Origin of the sequence: Lyngbya sp. CCAP 1446/10 (genome assembly GCF_026130175.1) — a bacterium.
In the GTDB taxonomy this organism is placed as follows: domain Bacteria; phylum Cyanobacteriota; class Cyanobacteriia; order Cyanobacteriales; family Microcoleaceae; genus Microcoleus.
In genome coordinates this window covers 75,657-93,533 of the sequence record NZ_JAIGNI010000029.1, presented here as the reverse complement: position 1 = coordinate 93,533, position 17,877 = coordinate 75,657, and the positions used below count along the sequence as shown (strand labels likewise).

Annotated in this window: 16 protein-coding genes; 8 read left to right on the top strand and 8 right to left on the bottom strand. The window is 46.5% G+C overall.

Features of this window, described 5'->3' with window-relative positions:
* Positions 1-8: 8 nt before the first annotated feature.
* The 6 genes from K4039_RS13945 to K4039_RS13920 form a co-directional block, all read right to left on the bottom strand.
* Complete coding sequence (locus tag K4039_RS13945; protein WP_265235786.1) at positions 9-476, bottom strand: type II toxin-antitoxin system VapC family toxin; 468 nt, start codon at positions 474-476, stop codon at positions 9-11.
* Entirely contained in the window at positions 470-766 is a 297-nt protein-coding gene (locus K4039_RS13940; RefSeq protein ID WP_265235785.1) for an antitoxin family protein, read from the bottom strand. The genes K4039_RS13945 and K4039_RS13940 overlap by 7 nt, the downstream gene beginning before the upstream one ends.
* A 264-nt stretch (positions 767-1,030) precedes the next feature.
* Positions 1,031-1,831 (bottom strand): class I SAM-dependent methyltransferase, encoded by an 801-nt coding sequence (locus tag K4039_RS13935; RefSeq protein ID WP_265235784.1) that lies wholly within the window; start codon positions 1,829-1,831, stop codon positions 1,031-1,033.
* A gap of 139 nt (positions 1,832-1,970) precedes the next feature.
* On the bottom strand, positions 1,971-3,614 hold the full coding sequence (locus tag K4039_RS13930) for a 2-isopropylmalate synthase (RefSeq protein WP_265235783.1): 1,644 nt from the start codon (positions 3,612-3,614) through the stop codon (positions 1,971-1,973).
* A gap of 241 nt (positions 3,615-3,855) precedes the next feature.
* A complete protein-coding gene (locus K4039_RS13925) occupies positions 3,856-4,377 on the bottom strand; it encodes an NYN domain-containing protein (RefSeq protein WP_006633075.1) in 522 nt (173 codons plus the stop codon).
* 330 nt (positions 4,378-4,707) lie between these two features.
* Complete coding sequence (locus K4039_RS13920; RefSeq protein ID WP_265235782.1) at positions 4,708-5,355, bottom strand: response regulator transcription factor; 648 nt, start codon at positions 5,353-5,355, stop codon at positions 4,708-4,710.
* Between K4039_RS13920 and K4039_RS13915 the strand changes: the two genes are divergently transcribed.
* Positions 5,354-5,635: a hypothetical protein gene (locus K4039_RS13915; protein ID WP_265235781.1), complete on the top strand. Its 282-nt coding sequence runs from the start codon at positions 5,354-5,356 to the stop codon at positions 5,633-5,635. The genes K4039_RS13920 and K4039_RS13915 overlap by 2 nt on opposite strands.
* A 366-nt stretch (positions 5,636-6,001) precedes the next feature.
* Here the strand turns inward: K4039_RS13915 and K4039_RS13910 are convergent, their stop codons facing one another.
* A complete protein-coding gene (locus K4039_RS13910; protein WP_265235780.1) occupies positions 6,002-6,427 on the bottom strand; it encodes a ferredoxin in 426 nt (141 codons plus the stop codon).
* A gap of 280 nt (positions 6,428-6,707) precedes the next feature.
* On the opposite strand from K4039_RS13910, the gene groES reads away from it, so the two are divergent.
* From groES to K4039_RS13890, 4 genes are all read left to right on the top strand, one after another.
* Positions 6,708-7,019 (top strand): co-chaperone GroES, encoded by a 312-nt coding sequence (gene groES / locus K4039_RS13905; protein ID WP_194008182.1) that lies wholly within the window; start codon positions 6,708-6,710, stop codon positions 7,017-7,019.
* 136 nt (positions 7,020-7,155) lie between these two features.
* On the top strand, positions 7,156-8,796 hold the full coding sequence (gene groL, locus K4039_RS13900) for a chaperonin GroEL (protein WP_265235779.1): 1,641 nt from the start codon (positions 7,156-7,158) through the stop codon (positions 8,794-8,796).
* Between the two features lie 305 nt (positions 8,797-9,101).
* Positions 9,102-9,548, top strand: coding sequence for a type II toxin-antitoxin system VapC family toxin (locus K4039_RS13895; protein WP_265235778.1), 447 nt, complete (start codon positions 9,102-9,104; stop codon positions 9,546-9,548).
* A 188-nt stretch (positions 9,549-9,736) separates the two neighbouring features.
* Positions 9,737-10,096, top strand: a complete 360-nt coding sequence (locus K4039_RS13890) for a hypothetical protein (protein WP_265235777.1) — start codon at positions 9,737-9,739, stop codon at positions 10,094-10,096.
* Positions 10,097-10,842: 746 nt separating this feature from the next.
* Here K4039_RS13890 and K4039_RS13885 read toward each other — a convergent pair.
* A complete protein-coding gene (locus K4039_RS13885) occupies positions 10,843-11,484 on the bottom strand; it encodes a GNAT family N-acetyltransferase (protein WP_265235776.1) in 642 nt (213 codons plus the stop codon).
* Between the two features lie 715 nt (positions 11,485-12,199).
* On the opposite strand from K4039_RS13885, the gene K4039_RS13880 reads away from it, so the two are divergent.
* The 3 genes from K4039_RS13880 to K4039_RS13870 all read left to right on the top strand — a co-directional run bounded on the left by K4039_RS13880 (position 12,200) and on the right by K4039_RS13870 (position 17,398).
* The gene (locus K4039_RS13880; protein WP_265235775.1) at positions 12,200-12,523 is read left to right on the top strand and encodes a hypothetical protein; all 324 of its coding nucleotides are present in this window, start codon (positions 12,200-12,202) and stop codon (positions 12,521-12,523) included.
* A gap of 475 nt (positions 12,524-12,998) precedes the next feature.
* Positions 12,999-16,493, top strand: coding sequence for a response regulator (locus K4039_RS13875; RefSeq protein WP_265235774.1), 3,495 nt, complete (start codon positions 12,999-13,001; stop codon positions 16,491-16,493).
* Positions 16,494-16,543: 50 nt separating this feature from the next.
* On the top strand, positions 16,544-17,398 hold the full coding sequence (locus K4039_RS13870; RefSeq protein WP_265235773.1) for a 1-acyl-sn-glycerol-3-phosphate acyltransferase: 855 nt from the start codon (positions 16,544-16,546) through the stop codon (positions 17,396-17,398).
* Positions 17,399-17,877: the final 479 nt, after the last annotated feature.

Here is a 17,877-nt window from a genome sequence, read left to right as displayed (position 1 = left end):
CCATTTGATTACGGATAATTATTAGGATTGTCAATCGCCAACCCGGCCGACTGAGCAATATTCAGCAACCTGTTATCCGCCGAAACAAAAATTAGTTGAGTTTCTGGCATTGATGCTAAAACAGATTGAACCCGCAAAGCAGCCGCCAATTGCACAGCATCATAAGCCCGCAATGGATATTGAATAATCAGTTCACCCGCCCTTTCAGTCAGTGCCTCATCAACTTCAATAACTCTATACCGACTATTGAATTCAGAGCGAAACTTTTGAATAAGTGCAGCAACTTCCGCAGCATTTATACCACCTTCACGCTGTCTTCGCGCAAAAGCACTAAGAACTTCCACCCAGGTAATGCGGACAAGAAGCAGCGAGTTAGCAGTCTGGAAATCCGTGAGAGTCTTGATCCAAGGGCTGCCAATTTCAACCACATATCTTTTGATGAGAGCGCTGCTATCCAAAAAATAAATGTTTACCACGGGCCGCGATCCTCGATAATCATTTCTGATAGAGGCTTGCCTGGTTTTGCCCCTAACCTTTTAGCCAATTCATACACATCTTCATCGGTTACAGCCTCGACATTCTGGGGAGTGTTAGGTAGTGGAGTCACTAATCCTCGATCGACTAACAACTGGATTGCCAATTCTGCCTGCTTTTTTGGATCATCAGGCCAGAGTTGAATCTGCACAGTTTCCCCATCTTGGAAAGACACAGAACTCAAGGGGCGAAAAACCCCATTTTCGTAGACAGCAGTAATAGTTTCTGGCATAACTAGCCTCTTAATTAAATGCTTACAATTATTGTACTTCTTTTATAGTTGAAAGTAGGGTGCGTCAGCTAGGATTATTTTTGGAACCAACAATCTCAAAACTGACGCACCGGACAATAAATGGTGCGTCAAAATCATACTTTCGGCGCTGATGCAAGAATCTCAAAACTGACGCACCCTACCAGTTCAATCCGTTACATCCGTTACATCCGTTATATCCGTTACATCCGTTACAAAATCCGTTGCCGAACTTCCTTCTTTTAACTACTTCGTGGCTACCACAGCCAAATTCCAAGCCAACCGCTTCATCAAAGGCAACTTCTTCAAAAACCCATCCAACCCTTCCAACCGAGAATATTCTGGTTTCAACCTTTCTTGTTCAATGATAATCTTTTTCCAGTAACGCTCCTCATTTGGATGTACTTTTTCAATCAAATAAAAGCGTAAAAAAATCCACAGCGCCGTCAGCCAAAATGTATCGTAAGTCGTCTTTGAAAACAAAGACTTGACAAAATTCACAATATTAATATCCAAAGGACTTTCATCCTCAGTCCGCACCTCAGTCGCCATCCTGCGGTAAACATTAATCACCGGATTGTGCTTCATCGGGTCCCAAAAACAAGCTTTTCCACCCGGTTTTAGCACGCGCTGCATTTCGCGAATTGCCTTTTCTGGTTCCGGCAAATGGTGCAGCAAATTAGAAGCGTAAACAATATCAAAACAGTTATCCGGGAAATCTAGCGCCATTGCATTCACCGTGCAACCTTCTATTGTGACACCGTTTTTTTCTGCCAATTTCAGGGCTACATCTACCATGCCCTGAGAATAGTCTGCGGCTACACAATTCGCACCTTTTTTAGCAAAATAAACGCTATTTTCCCCCGCGCCGCAGCCTAAATCTAACAGGCGTTTACCTGTAATATCGCCCATTTGTTTGAGGATAAATCTATTTTCCGGGGCGGTACAAGCTTCAAAGTAATCATTGACTCGAATGCCGTCAATGTCGATGGTAGATGCCCAAGCATCGTGGAATTGTCGCTCTTTTTTTAAAGTTTCTTCTTGCATTTTTTAAGGGTTTGTTATTAATGACATAATTAATTTTAAACCGCAGATGAACGCCGATTAACGCAGATTAATTGATATTTATCTGCTTTCCTCTGGGTTCGTCTGCGGTTTGTTTTAAGCAAGATGGCTGATAATCAATTTATGAGCGCTGTGCTTCTGCAACAACTTCATTTCTGATCTGAGTTGGCTTTTCGGAGAATTTTTCAGTATTAGCTTGCAAGACTTGATACAGGCGATTTAAGGCGCTGATGTATGCTTCTGCGGAGGCTACGATGATGTCGGTATTTGCTGAGTGTCCAGAAAATACTTTGCCTTCATGACGTAAGCGGATTGTTACTTCGCCGATCGCATCTATGCCCGCTGTCACCGATTGTACAGAAAACTCGATCAACTCGTTCGGTACATTTACCACGCGGTTAATGGCCCTGTAAATGGCATCCACGGGGCCAGTGCCGATCGCAGCATCGGTCAATTCTTCCCCCGCCGGATTCCGCACCGTGACGGTTGCTGTCGGGCGAGATTTGTCGCCACAGGAAACCTGCACCAATTCTAACCGGAAAAGTTCCGGCGCTTGGTGGACTTCGTTATTGGCGATCGCCTCCAAATCCCAATCAGTAATCTCTTTTTTCTTGTCCGCCAAATCCTTAAACTTGACAAAAGCCTTATTCAGCTCATCGTCGGCCATTTCAAAACCCAACTCTTTCAAGCGAGTGTGAAATGCGTGGCGGCCGGATAATTTGCCTAATACGATTTGATTTTCCGTTAAGCCGATCGACTCAGCGTCCATAATCTCGTATGTCAGCTTATTTTTCAGCACCCCGTCTTGGTGAATTCCCGACTCATGGGCGAAAGCATTTGCCCCAACAATCGCCTTATTTGGTTGCACCAACATCCCCGTTAAATTAGAAACTAAGCGGGAAGTTTTATAAATTTGGCGCGAATCAATATTCGTCAGAGGTTCGTCAGAATCCGCAGGCCGGCCCAAGAACGGATTAAAATATTGGCGGCGCACGTAAAGCGCCATTACCAACTCTTCCAAAGCCGCATTTCCCGCCCGTTCGCCAATACCATTAATCGTGCATTCTAACTGTCTGGCGCCATTTTTCACAGCTTCCAAAAAGTTAGCAACAGCCAATCCTAAGTCATTGTGACCGTGAACCGAAATAATTGCGCGATCGATATTCGGCACATTTTCCTTAATTCCCCGAATCAAAGCCCCAAACTCACTCGGAGTAGTGTAGCCCACAGTATCGGGAATATTAACAGTAGTTGCACCGGCTGCGATCGCCCGTTCCAGAACTTGATACAAAAACTCCGGTTCCGAACGACAAGCATCTTCCGGCGAAAACTCCACATCATCCACAAAAGACTTAGCGTAGGCCACCATTTCCGGCACAATTTCCAGAATCTCAGCCCGCGTCTTTTTCAGCTTATACTCCAAGTGAATATCAGACGTAGCCAGAAACGTATGAATACGCGAATTTACGGCTGGTTTCAGAGCTTCTGCTGCTGTTTTAATATCCGGCTTTCTCGCCCTTGCCAAACCGCAAATTCTCGGCCCATTTTCCGTGCCAACCGATCGGGCTATTTTTTGGACAGCCTCAAAATCTCCCGTGCTGGTGAAAGGGAAACCCGCTTCTATCACATCCACGCCCAATCTTGCTAACTGGCGAGCAATAGTCAGCTTTTCATCCACATTCAGAGATGCACCCGGAGATTGTTCTCCGTCCCGCAAAGTCGTATCGAAAATAATAATCCGGTCTTGACTTGGTTGAGTTTTCATAGCTCTAAAAAAGTGTTCTCCTGATTTTTACTTGTCCGCTGTTCTGGGCAATTAGTACCAGTCACCAGTCTTGTGTTTCGCGCCCATAACGAATAATTAATAATTAACAACCCATAACGCCTGACTGCTGACTGCTGACTGCTGACTGCTGACTAATAACTAATAACTAATGACTAATGAAATCGTACTGCTTCCCTGTCAACTGTCAACTGTCAACTGTCAACCGTCAACTGTCAACTGACTAATAATCCATCTTTTCGATATGTTCCCGAATTTCATTTAGGTCGATATACCTATCAGTAGCATTTCGCAATTCTCTAGCAATCATGCCTTCGGTGGATACCACAGTAATATGAGTATTTTTCGATCGCAGTAGCTCTATAGCCCGCTCAAAATCCCCATCTCCGCTAAACAGCACAACTTGGTCGTACTGATCCACCGTATTAAACATATCAACCACAATCTCGATGTCTAAATTAGCCTTTTGAGAATATCGGCCCGAAGCATCATCGTAATATTCCTTAAGAATCTTAGTGCGAACCGTGTAACCAAGACTAATCAAAGCATCTCGAAATCCCCTTTGATCTTGCGGGTCTTTCAAACCCGTATACCAGAAAGCATTAATCAAGATGACATTCGGCTGCGAAGTTTTGAAATATTCGAGCACCCTGCGTGGATCAAAAAACCAACCGTTCTTTTGTTGAGCGTAGAACATATTGTTCCCGTCCACAAAAATAGAAAGGCGGTTCATTAAGTTTGTCATAGAACTTAGACCTAATAATTGTAGAAAGAAATTAATCTAAATATCACATTTTAGCAATATGGAGCTAACTGAGGCAATAGATTAAACTTCAGAAAACTCTATCCCCTCAGTATTTCATATTTTCGGCTCTACCGCCAGAGGGTTCTTTGAAGGCTGCTTGGATTCCATCGACAGGCCCCGATCAAACCCGACGCCCAGTAACTCCAGGGCGACTGCGGTGTCAAGGTTAATAGGGCTTCCAACTACCGACGTACCGCCCAGCAGGCTGGGATACAGCAGCCCATTGCAGTCGATGAATGCTCCCCTGATCTGATAGCAGAGGGTCTAGGATCAAGCCTTTTTGCTTTCCAGGGCCCAGCGAGCTAACTCTGTCCGGTTGTGCAAACCTGTTTTGCCCAACATATTACTAACGTGGCTCTCTATCGTCCGCTGGCTGACATTCATCACCTCTGCGATCTGGCGGTTTGCCATACCCTGGGCTAGCAACTGTACCACCTTTAACTCCGTGGGAGTCAATTCGACATTGCGGCGCGCCTTAATTTTCGGGCCGCTCTCAATACCTGGATTTGAGTGGCGAATCAAGCGGGATGCTGCTTTCAGAGAAGATTCTACTTGGGCTACCAGTTCTTCCGGTTCAAAAGGCTTGACTATATAAACGTCAGCCCCTGTGCTCAAGCCTTTTACTCGATCGGAACTTTGACCTTTGGCGGACAAGAAAAGAACTGGAATCCAGCTCGTCCGCGGGTCTTCTCTGATGTGTTTGACTAAAGTGTACCCGTCCATTTCCGGCATCATCACATCACAGATGATCAAATCGGGGACTTCTTGTTCGAGTTTTTCTAGAGCGTGTCTGCCGTTTTCTGCTGTAAAGACGTTGTAACCCCGAAATTCTAAGTAATCTTTGACTAGCAAGATCAAGTTTGGGTCGTCGTCAACCAGCATCAGCCGTTTTTGGTCTCCTGAATTATTGTCCTTCATGCTTTTTCCCGCTAAAGTATCCCGCACAATTCCTTGTTTTCACTCCGGTTTTTGCCGTCAGTCCCCTGTCACCCCGGCTGGGGGTGGAGGACGGCGGTGGGGTGAAGGGATGGTGGCGAGGGGAAAGCGGGGCGGGTATTACCGCTTCCCAACCAGTGTTCGATGCCCGTTTGTGAATGTCTTGCGACTGGGAACGGAGCCAAAACCTGTAATGGACGATCGCCCGTCGTCACGATCGGCCTTGATTGATGGAAGACTCCTGCTAGAGAGTCCAAGTTAAATATTTAATCTCGATCGGTTCAATTACAAGTTGATGCCCCGGTTTTAAATGATACTTCTGATATAGAGAAATTTAAGCAGGCTCCCTACTTACGTATTTAACTATTTATAGTGTAGTTTGGCAAACTGCCTGATGTCCGCTACTGAGAAACTTTTGGGTAAACTTTCGCCAGAGGGCGATCGAACTACTTCGATGTACCTCCTAAAAAAAACCAAAGCGAGAAGCAGGACTACCAGACAAAGACAGGAAACTACAGTTGTTCGATCGCGACTCAGGTGCGATCGAACAACGCGCTCACGCTCTCTACTTTACCGCGTTAAAGCTAACACCTTACTTATCATGCTGTGCTTTTTCACAGCGCTATCGTTAAATATTTGCTTTCGCCTCAGCAGGCTCCGGCAAAGGATGAGTTAAAAAAGCGTATTCTTCAACCACCTTTGAGTTTAGGAGATGTTCCTGAATAATTCTCTCGATGACGGGGGGCGTAACATCGCGGTACCACACTCCGTCTGGATACACTACCATAATCGGGCCAGACGAGCACACTCGCAGGCAGTTGGCTTTAGTCCGAAAAATGCAGCTCGGCCGATCGGGATTTGGCTTGTCCAACCCCAATTCTTGCAAGCGTTTTTTTAAGTAATTCCAAGCCACCAGACTGCTTTCTCGATCGCAACACTTGGGTACGGTTTGGTCGGCGCAGATAAAAATATGTCGATCAATTCGATCGATTCCCAGGCTTTTGACACAAGCCCTCAAGCCTTGGCTGCAAGATTCATCCTGATTTTTTGTCATTATATTCATTTGTCAACACTAATTTTTCGGCGATCGAAAGTCATCACCACTCTCCCACTCTCCCACTCTCCCGCTCTCTCTGTCCCCATTTCAGCCCCTTCCACTCATTCTCGGTTCGGGAACCCGTACAGACAGATAAGTTGCGATCGCCCCTAACTAAAGCTAAATTAGCACTCAGGAGTCGAGAGTGCTAATATGTCAGTAGTAAGCAGTCGGCTGTTGCTTTCAGAGCGACTCCGAACGGCTAACTGACTAGGAACTGTAATCTGGAGATTTATTTATGGCAGCAGTATCACTGAGTGTTTCTACCGTTAAACCTTTAGGCGAGCGCGTGTTCGTGAAAGTAAGCGCTAGCGAAGAAAAAACCGCCGGCGGCATCCTTCTGCCCGACACAGCAAAGGAAAAGCCCCAAGTAGGCGAAGTCGCGGCCGTGGGCCCCGGCAAGCGCAATGACGACGGCAAGCGCGTGGAAATGGAAGTCAAAGTTGGCGACAAAGTTCTCTACTCGAAGTACGCAGGCACCGACATCAAACTCGGCACCGACGAATACGTCTTGCTAGCCGAAAAAGATATTCTGGCGATCGTTAACTAATTAATCATTAGTCATCAATCATTAGTCATCAGTCATTAGTTTAAAGCGAACGCCGCCAAACAACTAATGACACAGGACAAATGACTAACATCCACCCCCCAATCCCAAATCTCAAACCCTATCATCCCCAAAAACTATGGCTAAGCGCATCATCTATAACGAAAATGCACGTCGCGCCCTCGAACGCGGTATGGACATTCTCGCCGAAGCAGTAGCAGTAACCCTCGGCCCCAAAGGCCGTAACGTGGTTCTCGAAAAGAAATTTGGCGCTCCTCAAATCGTCAATGACGGTGTTACCATCGCCAAAGAAATCGAACTAGAAGACCATGTAGAAAATACAGGCGTTGCCTTGATCCGTCAAGCAGCCTCCAAAACCAACGACGCAGCAGGCGACGGTACCACAACAGCTACTGTTCTAGCTCACGCAATGGTCAAAGAAGGCCTGCGGAACGTAGCAGCCGGCGCAAATGCGATCGCCCTCAAGCGCGGTGTTGACAAAGCAACCGGCTTCTTGGTAGAAAAAATTGCCGAACACGCCAAACAAGTAGTAGATTCCAAATCCATCGCTCAAGTAGGCTCAATCTCTGCTGGTAACGACGATGAAGTCGGCCAAATGATTGCCAACGCAATGGACAAAGTGGGCAAGGAAGGCGTAATTTCCCTGGAAGAAGGGAAGTCTATGACCACCGAACTCGAAATCACCGAAGGGATGCGCTTCGACAAAGGCTACATTTCTCCCTACTTCGTCACCGACACCGAACGGATGGAAGCAGTTCTAGAAGAACCCTTCATCTTGCTGACCGACAAAAAAATCGGTATGGTACAGGATTTAGTACCCGTGCTCGAACAAGTAGCTCGTTCCGGCCGCCCGCTGCTGATCATTGCAGAAGACATTGAGAAAGAAGCTTTAGCTACTCTCGTTGTCAACAAGCTGCGCGGTGTGTTGAACGTGACTGCTGTGAAAGCACCTGGTTTTGGCGATCGACGCAAAGCCATGTTAGAAGATATCGCCGTATTGACCGGCGGTCAACTGATCACCGAAGACGCCGGTTTGAAACTGGAAAATACCAAGCTCGAAATGATCGGCAAAGCTCGCCGCGTCACCATCACCAAAGACAGCACCACAATTGTTGCCGAAGGTAACGAAGTCGCCGTCAAGTCGCGTTGCGAACAAATTCGTCGTCAAATGGACGAAACCGAATCTTCTTACGACAAAGAAAAGCTGCAAGAACGTTTGGCCAAATTGGCTGGCGGCGTCGCAGTCATCAAAGTCGGCGCAGCTACCGAAACCGAAATGAAGGATCGCAAATTGCGTCTTGAAGATGCAATCAACGCCACCAAAGCTGCTGTCGAAGAAGGCATCGTCCCCGGCGGCGGTACAACTTTGGCTCACCTAACTCCTCAATTGGAAGAGTGGGCGAACGCCAATCTGAAGGGCGAAGAATTGACCGGTGCTTTGATTGTGGCACGGGCTCTGGCTGCTCCTCTGAAGCGCATTGCTGAAAACGCTGGTTTGAATGGCGCTGTCATTGCTGAGCGCGTCAAAGAAAAGCCGTTCAACGTCGGTTTCAACGCAGCGACAAATGAGTTTGTCGATATGTTTGAAGCTGGTATCGTTGACCCAGCTAAGGTAACTCGTTCTGCTCTGCAAAATGCTGCATCTATTGCTGGCATGGTGTTGACAACCGAGTGCATCGTTGTTGACAAGCCCGAACCCAAAGAAGGCGCTGCTTCTGGTGGCGGCGGCGGCATGGGCGGCGGCGACTTCGATTATTAATCGATAGTCGATCATTTGATGGGGCGGGCTTTAGGGCCCGCCCTGTTATGTTGATAATTGTTACAGAACGGAACGTGATAGTTTCTCATCATTCCGCTCCTCAATTCCACATATTGAGCACCCAGGAAACTCTTGAAATTTTCAACCAGAAGTTTTAAGATCGAACCAAAGCAATAATTAAATAAAATACCCTTACCCTTAGCCGGGGCGGATAACCGCCTCGGCTTTTTGGGTTTTTACGGCTTTATAGCGAGGTTATACCCAAAAACCTAACCCTGCGTGACAGTTAATTCAGAGGATTGAAAATGCCCCAAAAAACCGTTTCCCTCTCTAAAAAATGTATTCTGGATACCGATCACGTTTCACTCATTCTCCAGAATAGTCCTCAAGTTATCGCCAACGCAGCAAAACATGAGATTTCCGTCACTATTGTCACGGTTCAAGAACTTTTCAATGGCTGGGTTGGCAGGATTAATGATCCGTCTCTGCGGCATAACCTACCTGCACTCTATTTAAAACTTGGGACAACTTTAGAATATCTCCAAACTATAGAGGTACTGAACTTTACATTAGAAGCTGATATTTGTCTCAAGAAACTATTAAAAGATTACCCGCCCTTGCGAAAAAATCGCCTGGAAAAAGATATGCGGATCGCTGCCATTGCCTTGTCTATCGGTGCTACGGTTGTCACTCGCAACCAACGAGACTTTGGGCAAGTTCCCGGACTCTCAATCGAAGATTGGACGCTGTAGTGCGTTGGGGAATCCCGCCGAAGGCATTGCTGCTTTTCCGTATGCTGCGTTGGGGGATAAACCCCAACATTCATCCATCGGGATTTAGTGTGACTTTGGGTTCATAGCGATCGCCCCTTGCCTGAAATGGTGAGGGATTTTTTTTCTGCGATACAATCAAGACAGCACTTAAAAATCGTGATTGAAACATGGTAACAAGCTTAAATGTATTGCAATCCCAACCATCTAGCCAATTGAAAGTGACACTCCTGTTAGAAACTCTCTCATCAGGACAGGTTTCTGCTTCTGTTTTCGAGTTTCCGCACTGTCGAGTTGAAGCAGCAACTCGGGAAGAAGCCATTACCCAACTTCAAACCACATTGTTAGAAAGACTTAAGCATATTGAAGCTATTTCCTGGGAAGTACCGATTCAGGCTTCAGAACCCGCCTGGATGAAATTTGCGGGTGTGTTTAAAGACGATCCAGATTTTCAGGAAATTATGGACGAGATTCGTGCCGAACGTACATCTGACGATGACTCTGAAATCGATCCCTCATACTACCTGTAGAGGTGATTTATAGGACAGTAAGCTAACATGAATCTATCATTTAAAGATTTAAGGTTTATTATAGAAGCCATTGAACATCAAATCAATGCCTATCAAGAACGTTGACAAGTCATTGAAGATACAGAGGAGGATGAGGCGGCCGGTCTAGGCAACGATATTAAGTTTTTAGAGCTTCTACACAGAGACACAACAAATACTTGAGAGCAGAATAGTTCAGTCAAAAAATTAAGTTATGATGAGAGTCTTGCGCTACGTGCGAATGATACATCTTCCGAAAATTCAAAAGACGTATCTTTTCAAACATTAGTTAAATTATCGCTAAAATTGTCAGTTAGCGACCGATTGTTCTTGGTAGATGTGATTACCGCATCTGTGCGTCAGGAACTGACAATGAGTCAATAATCGCCGAATGATGAAGAGGTCAGGCTAATGTCAGCCACCATCACAATTAGCTCCAGCGAAATTCGGCAGATATTTCAGCCACGCACGTCCAACGCTTCACGATTGTGGCTCAAAAAGCAAACACTTTAGCTGTAATAATTGAAAGAGGAAGAATTAGAATAGGAAACAGGCGAAGGTCGAGTTTCTGAATATCCTTGAATCAATTTAGTCTGTAAAATTGGTGATATTCAAAATAATACCAGTTTCCCCAAAAAATGCAACTATATGCAAGTTGCCAACCACGATCGCCATCAGTCATTCCCAATTCTCAATTTTCCAATCTACAATGGTATAATTGCTCACGCTTAATTGACATACTGAGTTGATGAGAGCGAAATCTGCTTGCGTAAAAACAGCCGGCGCGGCTGGCCAAACAGCCAATAAGTCCAATGCCAATCCACCTGTTGCAAGCGATAGCCGGCTTGATAGTACAATTGTCGCGCCGCGTGATTATTTTCCAAAACGTGGAGGTAAATCTCGGAAAATCCCCATTCTCTGGCTGTATCCTCGCAGTTGTTGAGCAATTGTTGAGCAACTCCCTGCCGCCGATACTCTGGGTGAACTGCTAAATTTGACAAGTAAGGATAGTCTGAATTCGGGATTTGCCAAGGGAATCGAGAACGCAGAGCCATTTCTATTGTTCCTGCTATAGACTGAGTTTGGTGCGATCGATAATTCTGCATTCCTGACTCCCGCGAGACTAGCTCAGCAACGAGACAAATGTAGTGTTCTGCCTTAGAACGCAGTCGATTTTTTAAATCTTCGTAAATGCCCAAACGCAACACCGGATACACCCATTCTACAAACCCCTCGCGGGAGTGAAAACTCATTGCCAAAATATCGGCTAGCTGTGTCAAGTCGTTCGACGCAGCCACCCGGATCGAAAACCCAGAAAGTCCGGGAGTTTGTTGTTGGTGAGAAGGTGAGGAAAAAAAGGAAGGATTCACAATTCCAGGTCACTATATTAATTTTTATACGCGGGTTTCTCATCTGCCCATCTGAGAAATTTCACTTCTGGTGATAACCTGCATCACAGGGGATTTAAGCCCCCACCTTTAGGTGGATTGTTTTTAGGCTGGGGATTTAAGCCCCTGCCTAAAAACTTTGCTGTCAACTGTCAACTGTCAACTGTCAACTGATATCACTTAAAAAAAAGAATGTAATTGTAGACCAACTCCCAACCATGATATTCATCAGTAATTGCTCATTTCAAATTTCAAATCTCAAATTTAAAATGGTATAACTTATAGGCATAGTTTATGAACTCGATTAAATCACATTTTTTTGTGCTTGACTTTAACTATTATCTGATGTAAATTGGAAATATTCAGCATTTTAAACTAAATTTATTGCCAATCAAACCCTATCCCCTAATACTAGATTTGTGGGTAGCGGGAAACTTATTAAAAACAATCAAAAAGGTTTTAACGTCTGATTCCCGGAAGCCTACCGCTCTCTGCTTGCGGAAATACCCGATCGAATATAATTTATCCATCCAGTGGTAATTGACCAACTCAACTATCTGCCAGACTAATACCGGGCATGATCGCAGGTGGGATGTTGGCCACCAGCCCCAGAGCCAGACAACCCAGCTTTCAGCAGTGCTAGGCAATCCCGTCCCCTCGCGAACTGGCCTTACCTGTTGCGCCGGGGGGCTAGGTCTTGTGCTGCGATACTGTGCTGCGCGCGATCGAGACCTTCAAAACTTCGATCGAGTTGATCGATCGGTTTCCACAGAGTACATCCCTAGCTAAGATTAACAGATGGATGCTCAAGAGTGCGGTGTTTCGCCGCAGTAATTGGCTTCTCGAAGGTCTGCACGAGGCCCAAAAAGTGCCAGTCTTACTAAAATGGTACAGCAATTGCGTCACTCGCACTTCCCCGCCTGTGTTGTCTGTGGGCCACCCCCGAAGATCAGTCTGGGGCACAGGCGCGGGAGAGGAAAGCCATATCCTCAGGGGAAATGTTAAAGTTGCTGTCATCTAGGCAGAAAAAACACAGGGGAAGATGTTGTTTCTCTCTTGTATCGTGCTACAGACAGTTTTCACACACCAAATACAACAGGCAAAGGAGCGAAAATAGCACATAAAATTGGCAAATCAACTCACAATCAGGACGGTTATTACTATGTATTATGAGATATCCAGACGGCAGTTAAAAGTGCCGGATTCGTGTTTCCATGATCAGGAGAGAGGTGAGGGGTCAAGGACACTTCCCGCAAGACGAGTTTATCTGAATATCATTAAATAATAAAATTGGGGTGCACGAGAGACAACTATGAATCAGAAGAATTCCAAATTGAAAACCCAGACATCGAACATCAAGGTTGATGCTTGCTTCGGCACAGTCACAACAACTTCAGATTCACTAATTATTGTGACTTCAGCAATTGAAACCCGCGAATTCTTCCTTTCATCAGACTTATTAAATCGAACTGCCCCGGGGCACAGGAGAACGGTGCATGAATTCCCAATCAAATCCTAAGCTAAAAATTCTGATCGTCGATGACGAACCGGATAACCTCGACTTGCTTTACCGCACCTTCCATCGAGACTACAAAGTGCTCAGAGCCGAATCTGGCCCCGCCGCCCTTGAAATTTTGGCAAAAGCGGGAGAAGTTGCTGTGATTATTTCCGACCAGCGAATGCCAAAAATGAGCGGTACGGAGTTTCTCAGCCTGACGGCGGCTCAATACCCCGATGTGATCCGAATTATTTTAACTGGCTATACGGATGTTGAAGATTTAGTTGAAGCGATTAATGCTGGCAAAGTATTCAAATACGTTACGAAGCCTTGGGATGCTGAAGAACTCAGGGTTCTTGTCAGTCAAGCTGTTGATACTCACAATGTCCTGAAAGCGCGCACGAATGAGCTGCGTAGGGCTCTCTCGCAAGAATCGCTGCTTTACGCCGTTACCAATACTATTCGATCGGCTCCCAATTACCAGCAAATGCTGCAAAGAATTGTGGAAAGCGTAGGACAGATGTTTGAGGTGAGTTGCTGTCTGCTGCGATCTTTCCAAGACGGGCGGGCGGCTGACGAACAGTTCGTTTACCATGCGCCGGAAGCCATACCCTTAGATGATTCTGGACTTGCGCCGGATTTGCTGGCGGATTTGGTTTGGAAAACTCTGGATGTGGAGGTGATTCAAGATGCCCAAACTGATGAGAGAGTTTTAAATTGGGACAATCAGCAGCGACAGCAGGCTTATCAAGCTGCGAATATTCGATCGAGCTTGATGGTACCCCTGTTTTATAAAATGGAACTGATGGCAGTCTTGGCGCTGCACCAATTCGATCGACCGCGCCAGTGGCAAGACCATGAGGTACAGTTGGTAATTACGGTGGCCGACCAAGCTGCTTTGGCGCTTTCTCAAGCGAGGGCTTACGAAAAGGTGCGGGCGCTGGCCAAGCGCGAGGCCTTAGTCAATACTATTACGACGGCAATTCGATCGAGCCTCGACCCCCAAAATATTTTTGCAGCCATTACTCAACAACTAGGCCAAGCTTTGCAAGTTGACGGCTGCGCCCTATCTCTGTGGACAGAAGATGATGAATACGTCCAGTGTGTGGGGCTCTACGACACAAATAGGAATACCGTGGCTGTAGAACAGAGTTTTAACAATCCAGAAATGGGGAACCAGGGGAACTCTACTGCGCCAGGGACGGATGCTGCTAGTGGTAGTGTTAACTCTGGCGCCTGGGTTTTTGCCCATCCTTCCTTGCCGCAATCTTTGGTGCCAATTCGGGGCAATCCGGTGCTGGTGCAAGTTATGGTATCAAAAGAGCCGGTGGCTATTGAAGACCTCTACGAACGCTCCGATTTAAATGTTACAGAATTGCAAGTGCGATCGCCAGCCCGCGCCCTGTTAGTCGTTCCCTTAATCTCCGAAGGCAAAATCATCGGCAGCATTTCCCTGCGCCAAAATCACACCATCCGCCACTGGAAACCCTCAGACATTGACCTGGCTCAAATAGTCGCAACTCAAGCTGCTCTAGCCGTGCAGCAGTCGCGCCTCTACCAGACTACCAGACAGCAGGCAGAACGGCTCCTAGAAGCCGATCGGCTCAAAACCGAATTTTTCCAAAATATCTCCCACGAATTCCGCACACCTCTAACACTAACCATCGGCCCCCTAGAATCAGCTTGCAGCCGCCAAGAAGACTTACCCTACGAACAAGCGGTAATCGCTTTGCGTAATTCGCGCCGTCTCCTGCGCTTGGTAAATCAACTGCTGGACTTGCAGCGACTCGATGCTGGACGGATGCAGCCAAGTTTTCGCCCCTGCGATTTAGTCAATTTCTGTTACTCTACCGCAGAGTCTTTCCGCGCCTACTGCGATAAAAAAGGACTGCAATTAATTACCCAACTGCAAGAATGTCCTTTACTTTATTTGGATATTGAAAGATTTGACAAAGTTATTTACAACTTACTATCAAATGCTGTCAAATTCACCCCAGAAGGCGGAACAATCACCCTAACAGTTCAACCCGCAGGCGCTCATTGCTTGCTGCAAGTAAAAGACACCGGCATCGGCATTCGCACCGAACAAATTCCCTATTTGTTCGAGCGCTTTCGCCAAGCCGAAGGTTCTACCAACCGTTCCTACGAAGGCAGCGGTTTAGGTTTGGCGCTTGTCAAAGAATTAGTCGAACTCCACGGCGGTCAAATTTCCGTGGAGTCAGTTTACGGCCAAGGTACTACTTTTACCGTCTGGCTACACTTCGGTTCTACTCATTTACCACCGGAACAGGTACTAGAAGTACCTGCAGAGTTTCATTCATCCAAAGCAGCGGTGGAACTGGCAGATGTGGAAGGTGATTTGTCTGATGCTGAATTTGCCAGTGAGAGTTTTGAGGCGATCCAACCGATAAATTCAGAAACAGCAGCCGGCACTGTTTTGGTTGTTGACGATAATCCAGATTTGCGCTTTTATGTGTCGGGAATTCTGCAAAATGCCGGCTTTGCAGTTTTGCTCGCTCGCAACGGCGAAGAAGGATTTGCAGCAGCCAAAAATCGCCGCCCGGATTTAATTGTTACGGATTTGATGATGCCTTTAATATCGGGTTTGGATTTGATTCGGATGATTCGACAAGATGACGAATTGAAGGGAACTCCGGTAATTTTGCTGACGGCGAAAGCTGACGAAGATACTCGGATTGAAGGAGTAGAACGGGGTTCTGATGCTTATTTGTCTAAGCCTTTTAACGATCGCGAATTGTTGGCAGAAGTGCGAAACTTGATCGCTCTCAAACAAAACGAGCGCCGAGTGCAGCAGTTGAACAGTTATTTAACTGAGTCGGTGCTGCGCCGCTTTTTGCCGCCTTCGATGGTGAAAGCGGCGGCGGCGGGGGAGTTGGGGCTAGATTTGCGCCCGGAACCGCGTTTGATTACTATTTTGTTTAGCGATATTGTGGGTTTTACTGAGATGGCAAATACGCTGCGATCGCGCCGGGTAGCTGAGTTGTTGAATGAATATTTGGCGGCAATGACTAAGGCTATTTTTGACAGCGGTGGTACGGTGGACAAGTTTGTGGGAGATGCGGTAATGGCTTTCTTTGGCGCGCCGGAGGAACTAACGCCCAATGAGCAAGTACGCCGCGCTATAACTGCTGCAAGGCAAATGCTGCGAGCCCTGAAGGAGCTTAACGAGCGGTGGGTGGAGCAGGGAATTGTGGGGGAAAATGGGGTGCCTCCGGTGCGGTTTCGCTGTGGCATTCACCAGGGTACTGCGGTGGTGGGGATGTTTGGCGGCCCGGATCGATCGGATTATACTGCGATCGGGCCAAGTGTGAATATTGCTGCCCGTTTGCAAGAGGTGGCGGAACCAAATTCTGTGCTGATTTCGGCGGCGGTTGCAGATTATGTTGAGGAGGATCGAATTGTTAAATATAAGTCGTTGAAACTTAAGGGAATTGATGAAACTGTGTTGACTTTTCTCTTGAATTGTGATTAGTGATTACTTAAGATAACTTTTTTCTGCCGATCGCACTTCAGCACCAATTAATGAAATATCCTGCATCCACTCCCAGCAACCACAGCCAAACTTCTCGCTTTGACGGCTTATCTTTGGACGATCGCAATCCCGACTTCATTCAACTTTTGCTGCCAATCTGGGAATGGCTGTACCGCTACTATTTTCGCGTACAAAGCGACGGCTGGCACCACGTCCCAGCGAGCGGAAAAATGCTCGTTGTCGGCTCTCACAACGGAGGAATCGCCGCTCCTGATATGTTTATGTTCCTATACGAATGGTTCCACAGATACGGAACCCAACGCTTGGCCTACGGATTGATGCACCCGACGGTTTGGCAGGTTTCTCCTGATATTGCTGGTATGGCGGTTCGGTGTGGCGCGATCAAAGCTCATCCGAAAATGGCGATCGCAGCTTTGCGAAAAAATGCCCCGGTTCTCGTCTATCCGGGCGGCGCAGAAGATACTTTCCGCCCCTATAACTTACGCAATAAAATCTACTTTGCTGGACGCAAGGGATTTATTAAATTAGCATTGCGAGAAGAAGTGCCAATTGTACCAATTATATCCCACGGTGCCCACGATACTTTGATAGTTTTGGCGGATTTGTACGAAGAAGTTAAGCAGTTGCATGAATGGGGGATGCCGTGGTTGTTGGGCATCGATCCAGTGGTGTTTCCGGTGTATTTGGGATTGCCTTGGGGATTGGGTATTGGGCCTTTGCCACATCTGCCTTTACCTGTGCAAATTCGGACTCGCGTGTGCAAACCGATCGTATTTGAGAGGTACGGTAAGGAGGCGGCGGGCGATCGCGATTATGTTGATGCTTGTTTCGATTTAGTTACCAATCAAATGCAGGAACAATTAGATTGTTTGGCGGGTAATTGACAATTGCAGGATTATCAAATTATCATAGGTTCGATCGCACTGATGGTCACTACTTACTTACAGTCGATCGCACTTTTTGCAATTCATCATTTTTTAGGCCTTTTACCATACCACATTCCGCGACAAAAAGCAACGCTCTAAGTCATTATAAGCGGTGATTGCGATCGCACTAATCTCCAGCTTACCAAAATATAATCCGCAGCATCAGTGCACAGCCATCTACCGCCAGATAGATTTTGCAAAAAAACCAGCGATAATCCCGTAAAATTATGCAACATCCAGCTTCAAGCAGCTACCGTCTCAGATGCTGAATGCAATCTCTTGTCAAAGAGAGATTATTTAAATTTCGGGTGCGATGTCACGGCCTCCTTCGTGGTATAGATCGAATGTGGGAATCCATGAGCAAAAATAACGAGTTTTCTGTGTTTATTTCCGCTGCAACAAAACGGTAACTAATTCTGAGCATCTTGATTGCAAAA